Raw genomic sequence first — 14,427 nt, forward strand, 5'->3', positions numbered from 1 at the left:
TGGGTCAATAATATAACATCATCAATAGCAAGAGGACGATAATTAAAATATATGAAAATTCCCTTATTCGGGCGTTATTACGTATAATGAATTTCCTGATACGATCAATGGGTAGCCATTTTTTTACATTTAGATAAGATACGAATACTTTCGTTACATTTGCTGGACTGATTGAGGCAACACAGGGTAACTGATATCCATCCGCGTAAGCCTCATTGGAACATCCGAACCAGGCCTCCTGGAAACGTGCTCCCGGGTCGGCCTTTTTTTCCTTTGAGCGTACAGCCTGTGTCTTAGGGCAGACAATAAAGCTATGCTCATGCTTTTGGTAATGGTCGGGGTGCTCCTGCCGTAAAAAATTTTCGATTAAAATATTAATCTTTTCAGGAACAGGTTCATAGGGTTTGGGCCACGAGTGTTTCAGCTTGGTGAAGTACGCATAGGCTTTAGGGGACGTTGCGAGCGCGATAACAAATTTATTTTTTTTCGGATATTTTAATGTGGTTCTGAAAATCACACGTAGAATAGACTTGGTTAACAATCCGCCTCCATGCTTGTTTTTGTCAACAACAGCATTGCCCAGATAGGCTACGACATAATCCTCATACTCATACCATTGAATCCCCACAGTACCAATGAGTTTTCGCGTGTTCTTTTCGTAGAACATATCTATATAACTTCTATGCTTTAGGTATCCAATAATTTCTTCCGATTTTAAATCAAAAAACTGCTGATGCAGCGTCGTAATTTCTGATTTATCCTTTTTGCTCAAGTCGCTCGGAGCCTTAGAAATAACTTCAATTCTGGCCATAAAAATTCCTTAAATTTCCTGATTCCATACGGTGGAATTTCACTCATGAACTAGATTATAGACCAATTTTTTGCATTCATGCGCAGTTGTTTATTTTTACATTATGATTGATTAAAGATCATAAAAAGTGGCCAGATGGTCTACAATCAAAGAGACAGGCAGGGCGTTTGTATGCCTGGCTGGAGTTACAGGAGGCCTTATGTTTTCCAAAAGTAATTTAAGTCGTGTTGTAAGAAATTACCACTACAAGGACGACTATTTCATCTGTGAGGAAGGTAGCAGACTGGATATGAAATTGTTACCAGTGCTCAAGCCCAAAAATGCTGATGAGTTTGCTGAGATTAGCTCGTATTGTCAGTCGCAGGGTATCAACTTCAAACTGGTTAAAGGTCTGACCTCGAATTTTTGTAATCCTGGGCGTTATGATGATCTGTTCGCGGTCGATGTTGACTTGATCGATTCGATAATTGATTTCAACGAAGGCTCGTTAATCCATCTTCCTGGAACCACAGCCAGGCAGCTCAATGAATTTCTTGGCAGAAGAAAGGATTTCAGTCATCAGTTATCCTTATCTCGAGAGCTGACGGATCATTTCCTTATTTATAATCAAAAGCAGTTAAACAATACTGAATTAAGCGCTTCCCGGCGGCTCGTTCTTGATGCTCACCAAAGAGACAGTCGCTGGTTAATACTGGGTCTTAAATCCTTTGAGTCGTTTTACAAAATCCATGCCGAATTGAGCGAAATAAAAACGGGACTTGGCGGGCTGATTAATTCATTTATGATTGTCAATCAAGAGGTGATTTTATCTAATGTCAATGTTCTGAACAACGTCCGCGGAATCAATGCAGACTCCCTGTATTCAAGTACTCATCTGAAGGATTATAAATTCTTTTTAATTATCGAACTGTTCTACAATGAATATCTTTATCCAGGTATTGTCTGCATGGTGAAAGACTTGCTCGGTACTCGTGTTTTCTGGGGAGAAAGTCGTCTACAGCGCATAGCGCATCTGTACCAAAAAGCTGCATCTCCTATTCCGCAGCAATCAGTTGCCTGCTGCGAAACGCTGAGTGTGGTTATCGATAATGATGTAAATCAACTGTTGTATGTTTTTCATGCTGTTTACGCCATCAGTCTGGCATCCCGGTTCAATCTGCATTTATATATTGATACGGTTTCAAACAATGAGTTGAAAGTGTATGTTAAATTTTACTATCTAAAAGCAGAAGACAGAAAAGCAATCGTCGGCTCCATACTCGACTTAACCAACCGAATCAAGAAACGAATAGCCTAGTACCATTTCTATTTAATTTTGATGTGTAAGTGTCATCCCCGCGCAGGCGGGGATCTATTCCTAATCTGGCATTGTGCCTTGATAGAAATGGCTCCCCGCCTGCGCGGGGATGACATACAAAAGCATGGCCGGCAATATTTTTACCTGTCAAAATTCAATGGAAACGCTGCCAGGTACGTTGTCATGGGCTTACACTCTGCTGTGAGCCCATGCATTTATCCCTCCAGCTATATCCTGCCGGGACAAATTTCACTACAATGATTTTTTTCCCTGAATAATATTAAGCTATGTTTAAACCCCTTGCGTTGTTTATTGGCCTGCGCTACACCCGAGCCAAAAAAAGAAACCATTTTGTCTCATTTATTTCGCTGAGCTCCATGCTGGGCATTGGGCTGGGTGTGATGGTTCTGATAACGGTACTCTCGGTCATGAACGGATTTGACGAAGAAATTCACAAACGTTTTTTTGGCATGGCACCTGAAATTACCGTAAGCGGAATCGATGGGAAGCTGACCAATTGGCAGGATCTGGAAAAAAAACTGGCCAAAACCCCTCAAATTAAAGCCATTGCGCCCTACGTGGGTGCGCAGGGGCTATTGACTCATGAGGGGCAGGTTTTGCCTCTGGTGGTTACCGGGGTACTGCCTGAAAAGGAAAGGCTGGTAACGCATCTGCAGGACAAACTGCTGATAGGCAGCATGGATGATCTGCAGCATTTTGGTATCATGCTGGGGCGCGGACTTGCAGACCGACTGGGGGTAACCATCGGTGATAAAGTCACCATCATGGTGCCCCAGGCGAGCGTAACTCCAGCTGGCATGCTGCCACGCTTCAAGCGTTTCACGGTAGTGGGTATTTTTTCAGCGGGTACGGGATTTAATTTTGATACCGGCCTGGCCTTTATTAATCTTCATGACGCACAGGCGCTGATGCAATACGGTGATGCGGTCAGCGGTCTGAAAATGAAAATGAACAATGTCTATGAGGCGCCTGAGCTGTCAGACAGACTGGCCGCTCAGCTGGGTGATGATTATCAGGTTGGTAACTGGACCGATCAGTTTGGTGCGTTTTTTCAGGCAGTAAAAATGGAAAAAACCATGATGTTTCTGATTCTTCTGCTTATCATTGCGGTAGCCGCCTTTAATCTGGTGTCGTCGCTGGTGATGGTGGTCAACGACAAGCAATCGGAAATCGCGATATTGCGTACCATCGGCGCCACGCCTTCGACGATTTTGTGGATATTTATTGTGCAGGGCATGCTCGTTGGAATGGTAGGCACCTTCCTTGGCCTTGCAGGCGGAATCCTTCTGGCGAGTAATGCTACCGCGATTGTCAATCATGTGCAGTCGCTGTTTCACATTCAGGTATTATCGTCCAGCATCTATTTCGTTGATTACCTGCCTTCCAGAATCATGTTGTCTGATTTGTTCCAGGTATGTGCCATGGCTTTGTTGATGAGCTTTGCTGCAACAATTTATCCAGCCTGGCGTGCCTCAAAAACTGTTATCGCGGAGGCGCTGCATTATGAGTGATGTTATTTTATCCTGTTTGAATCTGAGCAAAACCTATTATGACGCATCGTCGAGTGTTGATGTGTTGAAAGGAGTTGATTTTACCATTCGACGAGGTGATCGAATCGCAATTGTTGGTCCCTCTGGCTCTGGCAAAAGCACGCTGTTACATCTTTTGGGTGGACTGGATAATCCGGTTGCCGGTGAGGTGTCGATGCAGGGAGTGTCATGGAAGAGCCTGTCGGAAAAAAAACGCTGTGAACTGCGTAACCGTCAACTGGGTTTTATTTACCAGTTTCATCATTTACTGCCTGAGTTTTCGGCTATGGAAAATGTTGCCATGCCCTTGTTGCTGGCCAGTGAGTCTATTGTCAGTGCTCGTGAAAAGGCGTTGGATATTCTCGATAAGGTAGGCCTTGCCAGCCGAGCCGCGCATAAGCCATCGCAACTGTCAGGTGGTGAACGTCAGCGGGTTGCCATTGCCCGTGCACTGGTGCATCAACCGCAATGCGTATTGGCTGATGAGCCAACGGGTAATCTTGATAACGCAACAGCTGTTAAAATAATTGAGTTGATGCTCGATTTAAATCAGCATATGAATACGGCGCTTGTGATCGTGACGCATGATCAAAATCTTGCCTCACGAATGGATAAAATCCTGACCATTCAAAATGGTTTGGTGAGTGGTATTGAGTAGGCTGGTTTTGGCTCAAAGCCGTACCAGCCTACTGATACTCAGCAGTATTTTAAAACGCAGCATGTCCTGGTGTACGTGGGAAGGGAATGACGTCCCGCACATTACCCACACCAGTGACATAACTAATCAGGCGCTCAAAGCCCAGACCAAATCCTGAATGGGGTACGGAGCCGTAGCGGCGTAAATCACGGAACCAGTCATACGCTTCTTTATCCAGATGGCATTCATCCATGCGGCGGTCAAGAACCTCCAGACGCTCTTCACGCTGGCTGCCGCCGATGATTTCGCCAATTCCTGGTGCCAGTACGTCCATGGCCGCAACAGTACGTCCATCGTCGTTCAGACGCATGTAGAACCCTTTAATATCTTTAGGATAGTTGGTGATGATGACTGGTTTCTGGCACAGGTCTTCTGCCAGATAACGCTCGTGTTCGGATTGCAGATCCAGGCCCCAGCTGACGGGATAGTCAAAGGACTTTTTCGCTTTGCCCAAAGCCACAATGGCATCACTGTAGGTCATGATCTCAAAATCGGAGTTAACAATATGCTCCAGTCGCTCGATGCAGCCCGGAGAGACAAACTGGTTGAAAAAGGCCATATCGTCCTGACGCTCATCCAGAACCGTTTTACACAGATAGCGTAATAAATCCTGACTGAGGGCGCACATATCGTTCAGGTCAGCAAAGGCAACCTCCGGTTCAATCATCCAGAACTCAGCCAGATGACGGCTGGTATTGGAGTTTTCAGCACGGAAGGTAGGGCCAAATGTGTAGACTTTGGACATGGCCAGACAGTAGGCTTCTACGTTCAGCTGGCCTGATACCGTCAAAAAGGTTTCCTTGCCAAAAAAATCCTTGCTGAAATCAACCTGACCCTTGTCGTTTTTAGGCAGGTTCATTAAATCCAGTGTGCTGACCCGGAACATTTCCCCCGCACCTTCGCAATCACTGGCCGTGATGATGGGCGTGTGGATCCAGAAAAAACCGCGCTCATGGAAAAAGCGATGCGTGGCCTGAGCCAGACAATGACGAATGCGGGTGATGGCGCTGATGGTGTTGGTGCGTGGACGCAGGTGTGCGACATCACGTAAAAACTCCAGGGTGTGCCGTTTAGCCTGTACCGGGTAGCTTTCCGGGTTTTCAACCCAGCCCACGACCTCCAGTTCACTGACCTGAATTTCATAGGATTGCCCCTTACCTTGGGAGGCAACCAGTGTGCCTTTGGCTGCAACGGCACAGCCCGTGGTAATTTTGCATACCTCATCGTGGTAATTGGGCAGAGCATCCGTTACGACGAGCTGAATGGGGGCAAAGCACGATCCATCATGTACGCTGATAAAAGACAGACCCGCTTTGGAGTCACGGCGTGTTTTCACCCAGCCTTTGACGGTCACCTGGCTGTCAACCGCTATCTCGCCATCCAGACATTGTTTAACGGTAGGCACTTCTGTCATCATGTTACTCCGAATATTCATTTTAAACGGGTATAATACACGAAGCGTTCGGCACGTGTAAGGATTTTTGGCGGCGTGGTCTTCGGATTTTTTTTCGTTTGTTGACAGGGGATAGATGGTGTTACAGATTCTGAAATCAAGAACAGTGTTATTGGCTGCTTTTCTGTTGAGTGAGGCATCGTTCGCACAGGATACCGAATTGCATTTGTTCCGTCCGTTTGATAAGGCTCGTGTTGAATCCGTTCAGTCGCAGCAGGCCATCGACGGAGAATGCTGGCAGCAGTCGCAACGAATCAAACGAGAGGATGCCTGGCGCTGCTCCGCCGAGGGTAAGGTTTACGACCCCTGTTTCATCAAAACCTACGGCGATCACAGACAGGCTCTGTGCGCTCAGGCGCCCTGGCTGTCCAGTGAAACGCTGCTCACTCTGGCCAACCCTGCGGATAACAGCCATCACAGCGCGCTGGACATGTCGCGCACCTATCCATGGGCTATGGAGTTGAGCAATGGTGAACAGTGCCTTGCCGTGGATGAAGGGCACGAAATTGATAACATGCCCGTTCGGTATATCTGCAGTAATCAGGCGCAATTACTGGGGCATTTACAGCGCTGTAAGGCCGAATGGTCCATGCTGCGCCGCTCCGCCGACGGTCAGGTGGATACGGTAGCGATTGCCCAGGTTTGGTTTTGATTAATAAATGTTTTTCAGTAGCGAATTGATTGTTCCTGTTCCAATCTATGCTAGACTGAAATCAGGACGCATATTCAAATGGAGACCAAAATGTTGACTACCGAACCCATACATTTGCTGGTAATTGGCCAAGTGTTAGGCCTGTTTTTCGTGATTATGACGGCAATCATGATCGCTCGTGCCAGCCATTACCGTAAACTGATGCAGAATCTTGATCCCGACAGCGGATTAATAGCCGTATCGGCCAGCATTTCGCTGATTTTTGGTTTGATTCTGGTTGTGACTCACAATATCTGGCTCATGGACTCCGATCTTCTGCTGACCGTGGTGGGCTGGGCCGTTGTGATTAAGGCCATACTATGGCTGGCTTTGCCTGAACGGATGACAAAAGTCTGCCAGGTGGTTTACGCAGGCAACCTGTATTATGTAATGGCTCTGCTGATAGGTGTGGTTGGTGTTCTCATGCTGAGTCACGGTTACTACCTGTTCATGCCCCGCTCACTGGTCATGTTCTAAACTATGCTGACGGTAGATTCCTTATCATGAGGGATCTACCGGCTCTGCCAGCTTAAACACATCCAGCGACGTACAATAGGCATAGATGTCGTTGATGATTGGATAACTGTCCATATTGAGTTGGAAGCGCCTGGCGTTATATACCTGAGGAATCAGGCAGGTATCAGCCAGACTTATCTGGTCACCATAACACAGCATCCCCGTACTCTCCGCTTTCTGCAGTTTGTGCTCGAATGCCGCAAACCCAGAGTGCATCCAGTGATGCATCCAGTCCAACACGTCCTGGTCGCTTGCCTCAAACTGCTGACGTAACTGATTGAGCACGCGCAGATTGTTCAGCGGGTGAATGTCGCAGGCTACCAGCAGGGCCAGATTTCTGACCTCTGCCCGCTGCAAGGCATTGTCTGGCAATAAAGGTGGTTCGGGAAAGCACTCATCCAGATATTCAATAATAGCCAGAGACTGGCTGATCACGTGCCCATCGTCTGTAACCAGGGTGGGCACCAGTGCCTGCGGGTTGAGGCTGATATAATCCGCATGATGCTGTTCGCCGCCGTTATTGATCAGGTGAACACCGTGTTTTTCATACGTTATACCCTTAAGGTGCAGCGCGATGCGCACGCGATAACTGGCTGATGAACGGTAATAGTCGTAGAGAATCATGCCTTTTGCTGTCCACGATATTCTACAACGCACTGGTCAATCGCACCGAACAGCGAATTTCCTTCCGCATCAAACATTTCGATACGAATTCTGTCACCAAATTTCATGTAGGGTGTCGATGCCTTGCCATCGGCCAGAATTTCCAGCATCCGCTTTTCAGCCAGACAGGCTGAACCGTGGCTGCGATCGATATTGGATACCGTACCTGAGCCAATGATGGTTCCCGCACTCAGTTCACGTGTTTTGGCTGCGTGCGCTATCAGATCGGAAAAGTTGAAGGTCATATCTACACCCGCATTGGGCTCGCCAAACAGGCTGCCATTCAAATGACTGGTCAGGGGGAGATGCACCCGCTGATCATGCCAGTGCGCACCAAGCTCATCGGGCGTCAGGGCGATGGGAGAAAAGCTGCTGGATGGTTTTGACTGGAAAAATCCAAAGCCTTTGCTCAGTTCGTCTGGGATCAGATTGCGCAGAGAAACGTCATTTACCAGCATGAGCAGTTTGATATGCCTGGCCGCCTGAGCGGGGGATGTACCCATGGGCACGTCATCAGTGATCACGGCAATTTCTGCTTCAAAATCGATGCCGTAGGCCTCATCACGAACCGGAATGGGGTCAGTCGGGGCAAGGAACGAATCCGAGCCACCCTGATACATCAGCGGATCGGTCCAGAAATTATCAGGTAGCACCGCTCCTCTGGCCTTTCTGACCAGCTCCACGTGGTTAACGTAGGCACTGCCATCGGCCCATTGGTAGGCGCGGGGCAGGGGTGAGGCAGCGTTGCCGGCATCAAAAGCAAAGCTGTTTTCAACTGCCCCATCGTTGAGGGCCTGGTATATTTCTTCCAGAGCACCGGATACCTCGGCCCATCGCTCAATTGCTGACTGCATCGTTTTTGCAATGTGATCGACGGTTACCGCACGGCTGAGATCGCGACTGACCACACAGAGTTGGCCATCGCGGGACGAATTTGATTTCAGACTGGCCAGTTTCACAAATAACTCCTCAGTTCTGCGTTGACGGGGGTGGCAGGCAGGGTGCCTCGTTTCATCTGATCACGCTCAATGGCTTCGAACAGAGCCTGGAAGTTACCCTCACCAAAGCCTTCGTTACCGCGGCGCTGGATAATCTCAAAAAAGACCGGCCCAAATACGTTTTCAGTGAAGATCTGCAACAACAGACCATTCTCCGGCGTGGTGTCACCGTCTATCAGAATGCGTTCTTTCTGTAGATCGCTGACAGGCTCGTTATGCCAGGGAACACGGGCTTCAATCATTTCGTAATAGGTGTCCGGAACGTCAAGGAAACTGACACCACGACTGCGCAATTGACCGACGGCATCGTAAATATTCTGGGTGGCCAGGGCAATATGCTGAATGCCTTCACCCTGGTATTCGTGGAGAAACTCTTCAATCTGCGACAGATCATCCTTTGATTCGTTCAGTGGAATTTTGATCTTACCGCAGGGGCTGGACAGGGCACGACTGACCAGACCGGTCATCTGACCTACGATGTTAAAAAAACGAATTTCACGGAAATTAAATATAGTGCTGTAAAAATCAGCCCATTTATCCATGTTGCCACGATATACGTTATGCGTCAGGTGATCGATATAACTAAGGCCGCAATCACTCGCTGCCGCAGAAACGGGCGCACTCTGCCATTCGTTTTGGAAAGGCTGGTGCTGGTCATCAACAAAATAAATCACGCTGCCGCCAATAGCCTGAATAGCAGGCAAGCCGTGATGGGCGTGTTTACAGTCAAGAAAGGGGGTAGCGCCGTGCCGGATGGCATGATTCCATGCCTGATTGGCATCCTTTACACGAAAGCCCATGGCACAGGCTCCGGCTCCATGCGTACGGGCATGGGTCTCGGCCTGACCACCCTCACTGCCGTTCACAATGAAATGGATGTCACCCTGTTGATACAGACTGATATTTTGATCCCGGTGCCTGCTGGTTTCGCGAAATCCCATGTCACGGAACTGCCTGTGCAGCTGGGCCTGATCGGGAGCGGAAAACTCCAGAAAAGCAAAACCATCGAGGCCACAGGGGTTAAATTCGTTTGATTCCTTCATGTTCCTACTCCTTTTAGTGTGTTCGGATCAGGCCATTAGTCTGTTTTGGGTCTGATTAAGAAAAGGCCGTCTGCGAGTGGTAATAAACTGACCTCAACCCGCTTGTCTTGTTTAATGAGCTGGTTTAACCGACGTATTTCTCTAACCTGCGCGCCGGTTTCACTGTCTGTAACCACCTTACCATCCCAGAAGATATTGTCTATGGCAATGATGCCATTTGGGTTGATTAATTGCAGAGCCAGCTCGTAATAGGGAACATAATTGGTTTTGTCGGCGTCGATAAAGATAAAGTCAAACTGCTGTGCTTCGTTCAGCAACTGCTGCAGTGTGTTCAGAGCCGGGCCGAGCCGCAGTTCTATTTTGTGATCCATGCCGGCTTTCTGCCAGAAATCCGGCGCATGTTCCGTCCATTCCTTATTGATATCGCAGGTAATCAGCCGGCCGTCTTCAGGCAGAGCCAGCGCCATGGCCAGGGCGCTGTAACCGGTAAAGGTCCCCAGCTCCAGTACCCGGCGGGCCTTGATGCTCTGTATGAGAAACTGCATGAACTGGGCCTGTTCAGGAGCAACCTGCATGTTAAATAAAGCCATGGTCGCACGCGTATTTTCACGTAACTCGCGCAGGACCGGATGTTCGCGCAGCGAAACATCCAGCATGTATTGGTATAACTCAGGCGAAATATTTGACTGATTCATAAGTAAAGAGACACCAGAAGGTCAGGCCAGTTTTTCCTGAGCCAGCGTATCGGCAATGTCGCTTGCCGGCAGATTATCACGCTGTGAACGGACGAAAATTTCGTGCAGCGAGTGCCCGATACTGTCAATTTGTCTGTTAACCGTATCTTCGTGGGTTTCCAGGTATTTACTGGCTGCGAAGATCAGACCGCCGGCATTAATCACATAATCTGCCGCGTAGAGAATCCCTTTGTCGTGTAACACCTTACCGTGAAAGCGATGGGCCAGTTGATTATTGGCCGCACCGGCGATGATGCTGGTCTGCAGCTGGTTTATGCTGATATCGTTAATAATGGCTCCGAGGGCACAGGGAGAGAATACATCGCAGGGCACTTTATGGATTTGATCGGTGCTGACAGCCTGTGCACCAAATTCCTTAACGGCACGTTCAACGCTGCTCTGATTAATGTCGGCAACGGTGAGCCTGGCGCCGGCTTCGTGCAGGTAGTTGGCAAGCAGGTAACCGACATGCCCCAGTCCCTGAATGGCAACATGCAGACCGCGCATGGAGTCTTTACCCAGCTTGAAGTCCACAGACGCCTGAATCCCCTTGAAAACGCCCAGCGCGGTGTAGGGTGATGGGTCGCCGTTGTATTTTGAGAGGCTGGCCACATAAGGCGCATGTTCTGCGATGATGTCCATGTCGCTGAGCAGCGTACCGCTGTCGAGGGCCGTGATGTAGCGGCCATTTAATTCATTCACAAACTCGCCAAAGGCATGAAAATACGCCTCACGATCGAAGGGGCCGGCTGGTTTGATGATCACCGACTTGCCACCGCCGAGAGGCAGGTTGACGGAAGCGGCCTTAAAGCTCATGCCACGTGCCAGGCGCATGGCGTCATAGATTGCGCTGTCAGTATCCGGGTACTCAATAAACCGGCAGCCGCCCAGAGCCGGGCCAAGTTTGGTGCTGTGTATGGCTATAATAGCCTTCATACCGCTGGCCGGATCAACTTTGAAGTGCAGGTCACCGAAACCATGACTCAGGCCATATTCGAAAAAATCTTCCCCGGGGTTGAAGGATTTTTCATTTATTTTTCTTGTTTCAACGGACATCATCTGGTCGGCTCCCTATATTTTAATGCCTATGTTATAGATCGATTTTATATATAAATCAATGGATGACCAGATCCTGGGCAGAATCCCGAATTACGTACAGCCTGTCTGGCAAGGCTATCTATCATCGTGTAAACTGGTTCGATTGCATTATTCACAGGAGAACTACATGAAAAGAATCACAGGTATGCTGGTTTTCTCTTTGTTAAGCCCATTTGCGGCGGCGAATCACATGCCCATGCCGCTGGATCAGGTAATTTTTCAGGTGTCAGCCAAAGAATGGGTGAGCACGCAATCCGCCTTGTTAACCGTTAATGTAAACGCTACGCTGAACAATGCCGATCTGGTGAAGGCGCGCGCTGACATCATGGATCGACTGAATAAAATAGCCAATGGCGAATGGCATCTCACGCAGTTTAATCGCTCGCAGGACAGCTCGGGTCTGGAAAAACTGTTTGTTGAGGCACAGGCGCGGGTTTCTCAGTCCAGCCTGACCAATATCTACCTGAATGCCAAGGATGTGAGCCGGCCGGGCGCCACCTACTCAGTAACAGGTGTTGAATTCAAGCCCAGCCTGCAGGAAGTTCAACAAGTCAAATCGCAGCTGCGCGAGCGCCTGTACAAACAGGTTAACGATGAACTCAGTACACTGAACAAGGTGTATCCCAGCCAGAATTACAGCGTCAGTCAGCTGATGATTATCGACGCCGATAATCCGCCGCCGACAGAGGTGTATCAGGCGCGGAAAATGAATGTTCAGGTATTGGCTGCCATGGCATCACCAGCCCCGGTGTTGACAGTCAGCAATGAACTGACCATGACCGCCATGGTGATTGCGGGTTCGACCAGACAGGGGAGTGGGCGTGAGCTTCCAGATAAACAATAAGGTAATAGGGCATCGGGGCGCCAGTGCCTATGCTCCGGAAAACACCATGGCAGCCTTCACTGAGGCTTTGTCAATGGGCTGTAATTTTATTGAGTTTGACGTCATGCTGAGTGCGGACGGTGAGCCGTTTATCATTCACGATGAATCGCTGAAGCGCACCACCGACGGCAAGGGCGAGGTGGGATTAAAGGATGCGGCGTATCTGCAATCCCTCGATGCCGGCAAGTGGTTTTCGAAGCGTTTCAGCGGAGAAAGAATTCCTCATTTGCGCGAGGTACTGGACTGGCTTGTTCAGTCCGACATGAATGCCAACATTGAAATCAAGCCTTATCCCGGGCAGAGCGAACAGACCACGGTGGCTGTACTCACCCATTTGCGCAGGTTTTGGCCTCAGAATAAAGCCTTGCCTTTGTTGTCCAGTTTTGACGAAGGGGTATTGCATCTGTGCCGCAGCATAGCGCCGGACATGCCGCTTGGCATGTTGCTCCATGAATGGGATGATAAAGGCCTGGCGCGGGCAACGGACTTGCAATGCGTATCCATGAACATGAACAAAAGCATTCTGACAGCGGCCCGCGTTCAGGCAATCAAGGCGGCCGGACTGCAGTTGTTTTCCTACACAGTTAATCGCAGGAAACAGGCAAAAAAACTGCTGGGCTGGGGGGTTGATGCGGTATTCAGCGATTACCCGGACCTGTTGTCATGAATCGACTCCTTCGGGTTTTGATTCCTCTGTTTTATTCCGGATGTCTTGCCGCTCAGGCACATGAAATTGTTATGTGGCATTCACTGGCTGGTGGTCTTGGCAGTGAATTGAAGCAGCTGGTAAATGGTTTTAATCAAAGCCAGTCTAATTACGTCATCAAACCTGTTTACAAAGGGGAGTACACGGATTCCCTGACCAGCTTCGCTGCGGCTTTCCGTGCCGGCAAGCCGCCTGCCATGGTGCAGGTATCCGAAGTTGGTACGGCGACGATGTTGTCACCTGCGGGTATCATCAAGCCAGTGCACGAGTTGATGCGTGAACAGGGCGTCAGTCTGCCAGAGCAGGATTTTTTACCGGCAATTCGACATTTTTACAGCAAAAACGGGCAATTGCAGGCTATGCCCTTTAACATTTCCGTTCCTCTGATTTTTTACAATGCCGATGCTCTGCAGCATGCCGGCTGGCGCAACAGGCCTTTTCCACAAACCTGGCAGGAAATGGAGTCTCTGGCTGAGGCATTAAAAAATGCGGGTTATGCCTGTTCCTATACCAGCGCTTACCCGGCATGGATTCAGATCGAGTCGTTTTCTGCGTTACATGGCCTGCCATTGGTCAGTGCCGAGAATAAGGCGGTTTATAATCATCCCGCGCTGGTAGGGCATGTGCAGCGCCTGCAATCGTGGCAGTCCGGGCATTTTCTGGAATACGGTGGCCGTACCAGTGATGCCACGGTGCTGTTTACCAGTGGTCATTGTGTGATGTTCAGTCAGTCATCGGGCAGTTATGCCAGCATGATGAAACTGGTAAGGTTTCGTCTGGGTGTAGCGGCATTGCCGTTGGATGCCTCGCTGCAGGAAGCGCGACATAATAATGTAGCTGGTGGTGCGGCCTTGTGGGCGGTTGCCGGGCAGTCTGAGGAAACGTATCGCGGTATTGCCTTGTTTTACACCTACCTCGCGCGCCCTGACGTGCAGTGGCGCTGGCATCAACAGACGGGCTATATTCCCATTGGTCTGAATGGCGTTTATAAGCAGGCAACGGGTTACCATGCTCAGCCCACGCTGGCTGTTGCGCGCCTTGATTTAGCGAGGGCAGAGGTAAATCCGTTTAATCCCTATCGCATCCCGCTCAATCAGATTCGCATGATCAATGACCAGGCACTGGAGGCAGTTTTCTCAGGCATTAAATCGCCCGGGCAGGCATTGAAAGACGCAACGGCGCGCGCAGACTTTGTGCTGAACAGGTTTTTACGGAACGTGGGCGAATCGTAGTGCTCTATCAATATTCAATCCTGGGGTAGGGTGGGCACGTCGCTTCGCTCCTTTG

Annotated in this window: 15 protein-coding genes; 8 read left to right on the plus strand and 7 right to left on the minus strand. The window is 49.2% G+C overall.

Features of this window, described 5'->3' with window-relative positions; translation table 11 throughout:
- Window positions 1–4: 4 nt before the first annotated feature.
- Complete coding sequence (locus ACQUTA_RS01440) at window positions 5–811, minus strand: hypothetical protein (RefSeq protein WP_444986401.1); 807 nt, start codon at window positions 809–811, stop codon at window positions 5–7.
- 199 nt (window positions 812–1,010) lie between these two features.
- Between ACQUTA_RS01440 and ACQUTA_RS01445 the strand changes: the two genes are divergently transcribed.
- The 3 genes from ACQUTA_RS01445 (at window position 1,011) to lolD (ending at window position 4,316) form a co-directional block, all read left to right on the plus strand.
- Complete coding sequence (locus ACQUTA_RS01445) at window positions 1,011–2,108, plus strand: hypothetical protein (protein ID WP_444986402.1); 1,098 nt, start codon at window positions 1,011–1,013, stop codon at window positions 2,106–2,108.
- Window positions 2,109–2,395: 287 nt separating this feature from the next.
- Window positions 2,396–3,640, plus strand: a complete 1,245-nt coding sequence (locus ACQUTA_RS01450) for a lipoprotein-releasing ABC transporter permease subunit (RefSeq protein WP_444986403.1) — start codon at window positions 2,396–2,398, stop codon at window positions 3,638–3,640.
- Window positions 3,633–4,316 carry a lipoprotein-releasing ABC transporter ATP-binding protein LolD gene (gene lolD / locus ACQUTA_RS01455; RefSeq protein ID WP_444986404.1) on the plus strand — a complete coding sequence of 228 codons (684 nt, stop codon included), beginning with the start codon at window positions 3,633–3,635 and terminating at the stop codon, window positions 4,314–4,316. The genes ACQUTA_RS01450 and lolD overlap by 8 nt, the downstream gene beginning before the upstream one ends.
- A 49-nt stretch (window positions 4,317–4,365) precedes the next feature.
- Here the strand turns inward: lolD and asnS are convergent, their stop codons facing one another.
- Window positions 4,366–5,769 carry an asparagine--tRNA ligase gene (gene asnS / locus ACQUTA_RS01460; protein WP_444986448.1) on the minus strand — a complete coding sequence of 468 codons (1,404 nt, stop codon included), beginning with the start codon at window positions 5,767–5,769 and terminating at the stop codon, window positions 4,366–4,368.
- Window positions 5,770–5,884: 115 nt separating this feature from the next.
- Between asnS and ACQUTA_RS01465 the strand changes: the two genes are divergently transcribed.
- A complete protein-coding gene (locus tag ACQUTA_RS01465) occupies window positions 5,885–6,460 on the plus strand; it encodes a hypothetical protein (protein WP_444986405.1) in 576 nt (191 codons plus the stop codon).
- Window positions 6,461–6,550: 90 nt separating this feature from the next.
- Window positions 6,551–6,976 carry a hypothetical protein gene (locus ACQUTA_RS01470; protein ID WP_444986406.1) on the plus strand — a complete coding sequence of 142 codons (426 nt, stop codon included), beginning with the start codon at window positions 6,551–6,553 and terminating at the stop codon, window positions 6,974–6,976.
- Between the two features lie 24 nt (window positions 6,977–7,000).
- Here the strand turns inward: ACQUTA_RS01470 and maiA are convergent, their stop codons facing one another.
- Genes maiA through ACQUTA_RS01495 form a run of 5 tightly spaced genes read right to left on the minus strand, consistent with a single transcriptional unit; the run spans window position 7,001 to window position 11,512 of the window.
- Window positions 7,001–7,639, minus strand: coding sequence for a maleylacetoacetate isomerase (maiA, locus tag ACQUTA_RS01475; protein ID WP_444986407.1), 639 nt, complete (start codon window positions 7,637–7,639; stop codon window positions 7,001–7,003).
- Window positions 7,636–8,637 carry a fumarylacetoacetate hydrolase family protein gene (locus ACQUTA_RS01480; RefSeq protein ID WP_444986408.1) on the minus strand — a complete coding sequence of 334 codons (1,002 nt, stop codon included), beginning with the start codon at window positions 8,635–8,637 and terminating at the stop codon, window positions 7,636–7,638. Before ACQUTA_RS01480 ends, maiA begins: the two co-directional genes overlap by 4 nt.
- Window positions 8,634–9,719, minus strand: coding sequence for a 4-hydroxyphenylpyruvate dioxygenase (gene hppD, locus ACQUTA_RS01485; RefSeq protein ID WP_444986409.1), 1,086 nt, complete (start codon window positions 9,717–9,719; stop codon window positions 8,634–8,636). Before hppD ends, ACQUTA_RS01480 begins: the two co-directional genes overlap by 4 nt.
- 35 nt (window positions 9,720–9,754) lie before the next feature.
- Window positions 9,755–10,414 carry an O-methyltransferase gene (locus tag ACQUTA_RS01490; RefSeq protein ID WP_444986410.1) on the minus strand — a complete coding sequence of 220 codons (660 nt, stop codon included), beginning with the start codon at window positions 10,412–10,414 and terminating at the stop codon, window positions 9,755–9,757.
- Window positions 10,415–10,435: 21 nt separating this feature from the next.
- Window positions 10,436–11,512, minus strand: a complete 1,077-nt coding sequence (locus ACQUTA_RS01495; protein ID WP_444986411.1) for a Leu/Phe/Val dehydrogenase — start codon at window positions 11,510–11,512, stop codon at window positions 10,436–10,438.
- Window positions 11,513–11,678: 166 nt separating this feature from the next.
- Here ACQUTA_RS01495 and ACQUTA_RS01500 point away from each other — a divergent pair, with 166 nt between their 5' ends.
- Genes ACQUTA_RS01500 through ACQUTA_RS01510 form a run of 3 tightly spaced genes read left to right on the plus strand, consistent with a single transcriptional unit; the run spans window position 11,679 to window position 14,372 of the window.
- Window positions 11,679–12,395 (plus strand): hypothetical protein, encoded by a 717-nt coding sequence (locus ACQUTA_RS01500; protein ID WP_444986412.1) that lies wholly within the window; start codon window positions 11,679–11,681, stop codon window positions 12,393–12,395.
- Window positions 12,373–13,101 (plus strand): glycerophosphodiester phosphodiesterase, encoded by a 729-nt coding sequence (ugpQ, locus tag ACQUTA_RS01505; protein ID WP_444986413.1) that lies wholly within the window; start codon window positions 12,373–12,375, stop codon window positions 13,099–13,101. The genes ACQUTA_RS01500 and ugpQ overlap by 23 nt, the downstream gene beginning before the upstream one ends.
- A complete protein-coding gene (locus tag ACQUTA_RS01510) occupies window positions 13,098–14,372 on the plus strand; it encodes an extracellular solute-binding protein (RefSeq protein WP_444986414.1) in 1,275 nt (424 codons plus the stop codon). Before ugpQ ends, ACQUTA_RS01510 begins: the two co-directional genes overlap by 4 nt.
- The last annotated feature ends 55 nt before the right edge of the window (window positions 14,373–14,427 follow it).

The organism is Legionella navarrensis (assembly GCF_052527415.1).

Coding starts and splice junctions, on each gene's coding strand:
- ACQUTA_RS01440 (WP_444986401.1), bottom strand. CDS start 811: ATGGCCAGAATTGAAGTTATTTCTAAGGCTCCGAGCGACTTGAGCAAA.
- ACQUTA_RS01445 (WP_444986402.1), top strand. CDS start 1,011: ATGTTTTCCAAAAGTAATTTAAGTCGTGTTGTAAGAAATTACCACTAC.
- ACQUTA_RS01450 (WP_444986403.1), top strand. CDS start 2,396: ATGTTTAAACCCCTTGCGTTGTTTATTGGCCTGCGCTACACCCGAGCC.
- lolD (WP_444986404.1), top strand. CDS start 3,633: ATGAGTGATGTTATTTTATCCTGTTTGAATCTGAGCAAAACCTATTAT.
- asnS (WP_444986448.1), bottom strand. CDS start 5,769: ATGACAGAAGTGCCTACCGTTAAACAATGTCTGGATGGCGAGATAGCG.
- ACQUTA_RS01465 (WP_444986405.1), top strand. CDS start 5,885: ATGGTGTTACAGATTCTGAAATCAAGAACAGTGTTATTGGCTGCTTTT.
- ACQUTA_RS01470 (WP_444986406.1), top strand. CDS start 6,551: ATGTTGACTACCGAACCCATACATTTGCTGGTAATTGGCCAAGTGTTA.
- maiA (WP_444986407.1), bottom strand. CDS start 7,639: ATGATTCTCTACGACTATTACCGTTCATCAGCCAGTTATCGCGTGCGC.
- hppD (WP_444986409.1), bottom strand. CDS start 9,719: ATGAAGGAATCAAACGAATTTAACCCCTGTGGCCTCGATGGTTTTGCT.
- ACQUTA_RS01490 (WP_444986410.1), bottom strand. CDS start 10,414: ATGAATCAGTCAAATATTTCGCCTGAGTTATACCAATACATGCTGGAT.
- ACQUTA_RS01495 (WP_444986411.1), bottom strand. CDS start 11,512: ATGATGTCCGTTGAAACAAGAAAAATAAATGAAAAATCCTTCAACCCC.
- ACQUTA_RS01500 (WP_444986412.1), top strand. CDS start 11,679: ATGAAAAGAATCACAGGTATGCTGGTTTTCTCTTTGTTAAGCCCATTT.
- ACQUTA_RS01510 (WP_444986414.1), top strand. CDS start 13,098: ATGAATCGACTCCTTCGGGTTTTGATTCCTCTGTTTTATTCCGGATGT.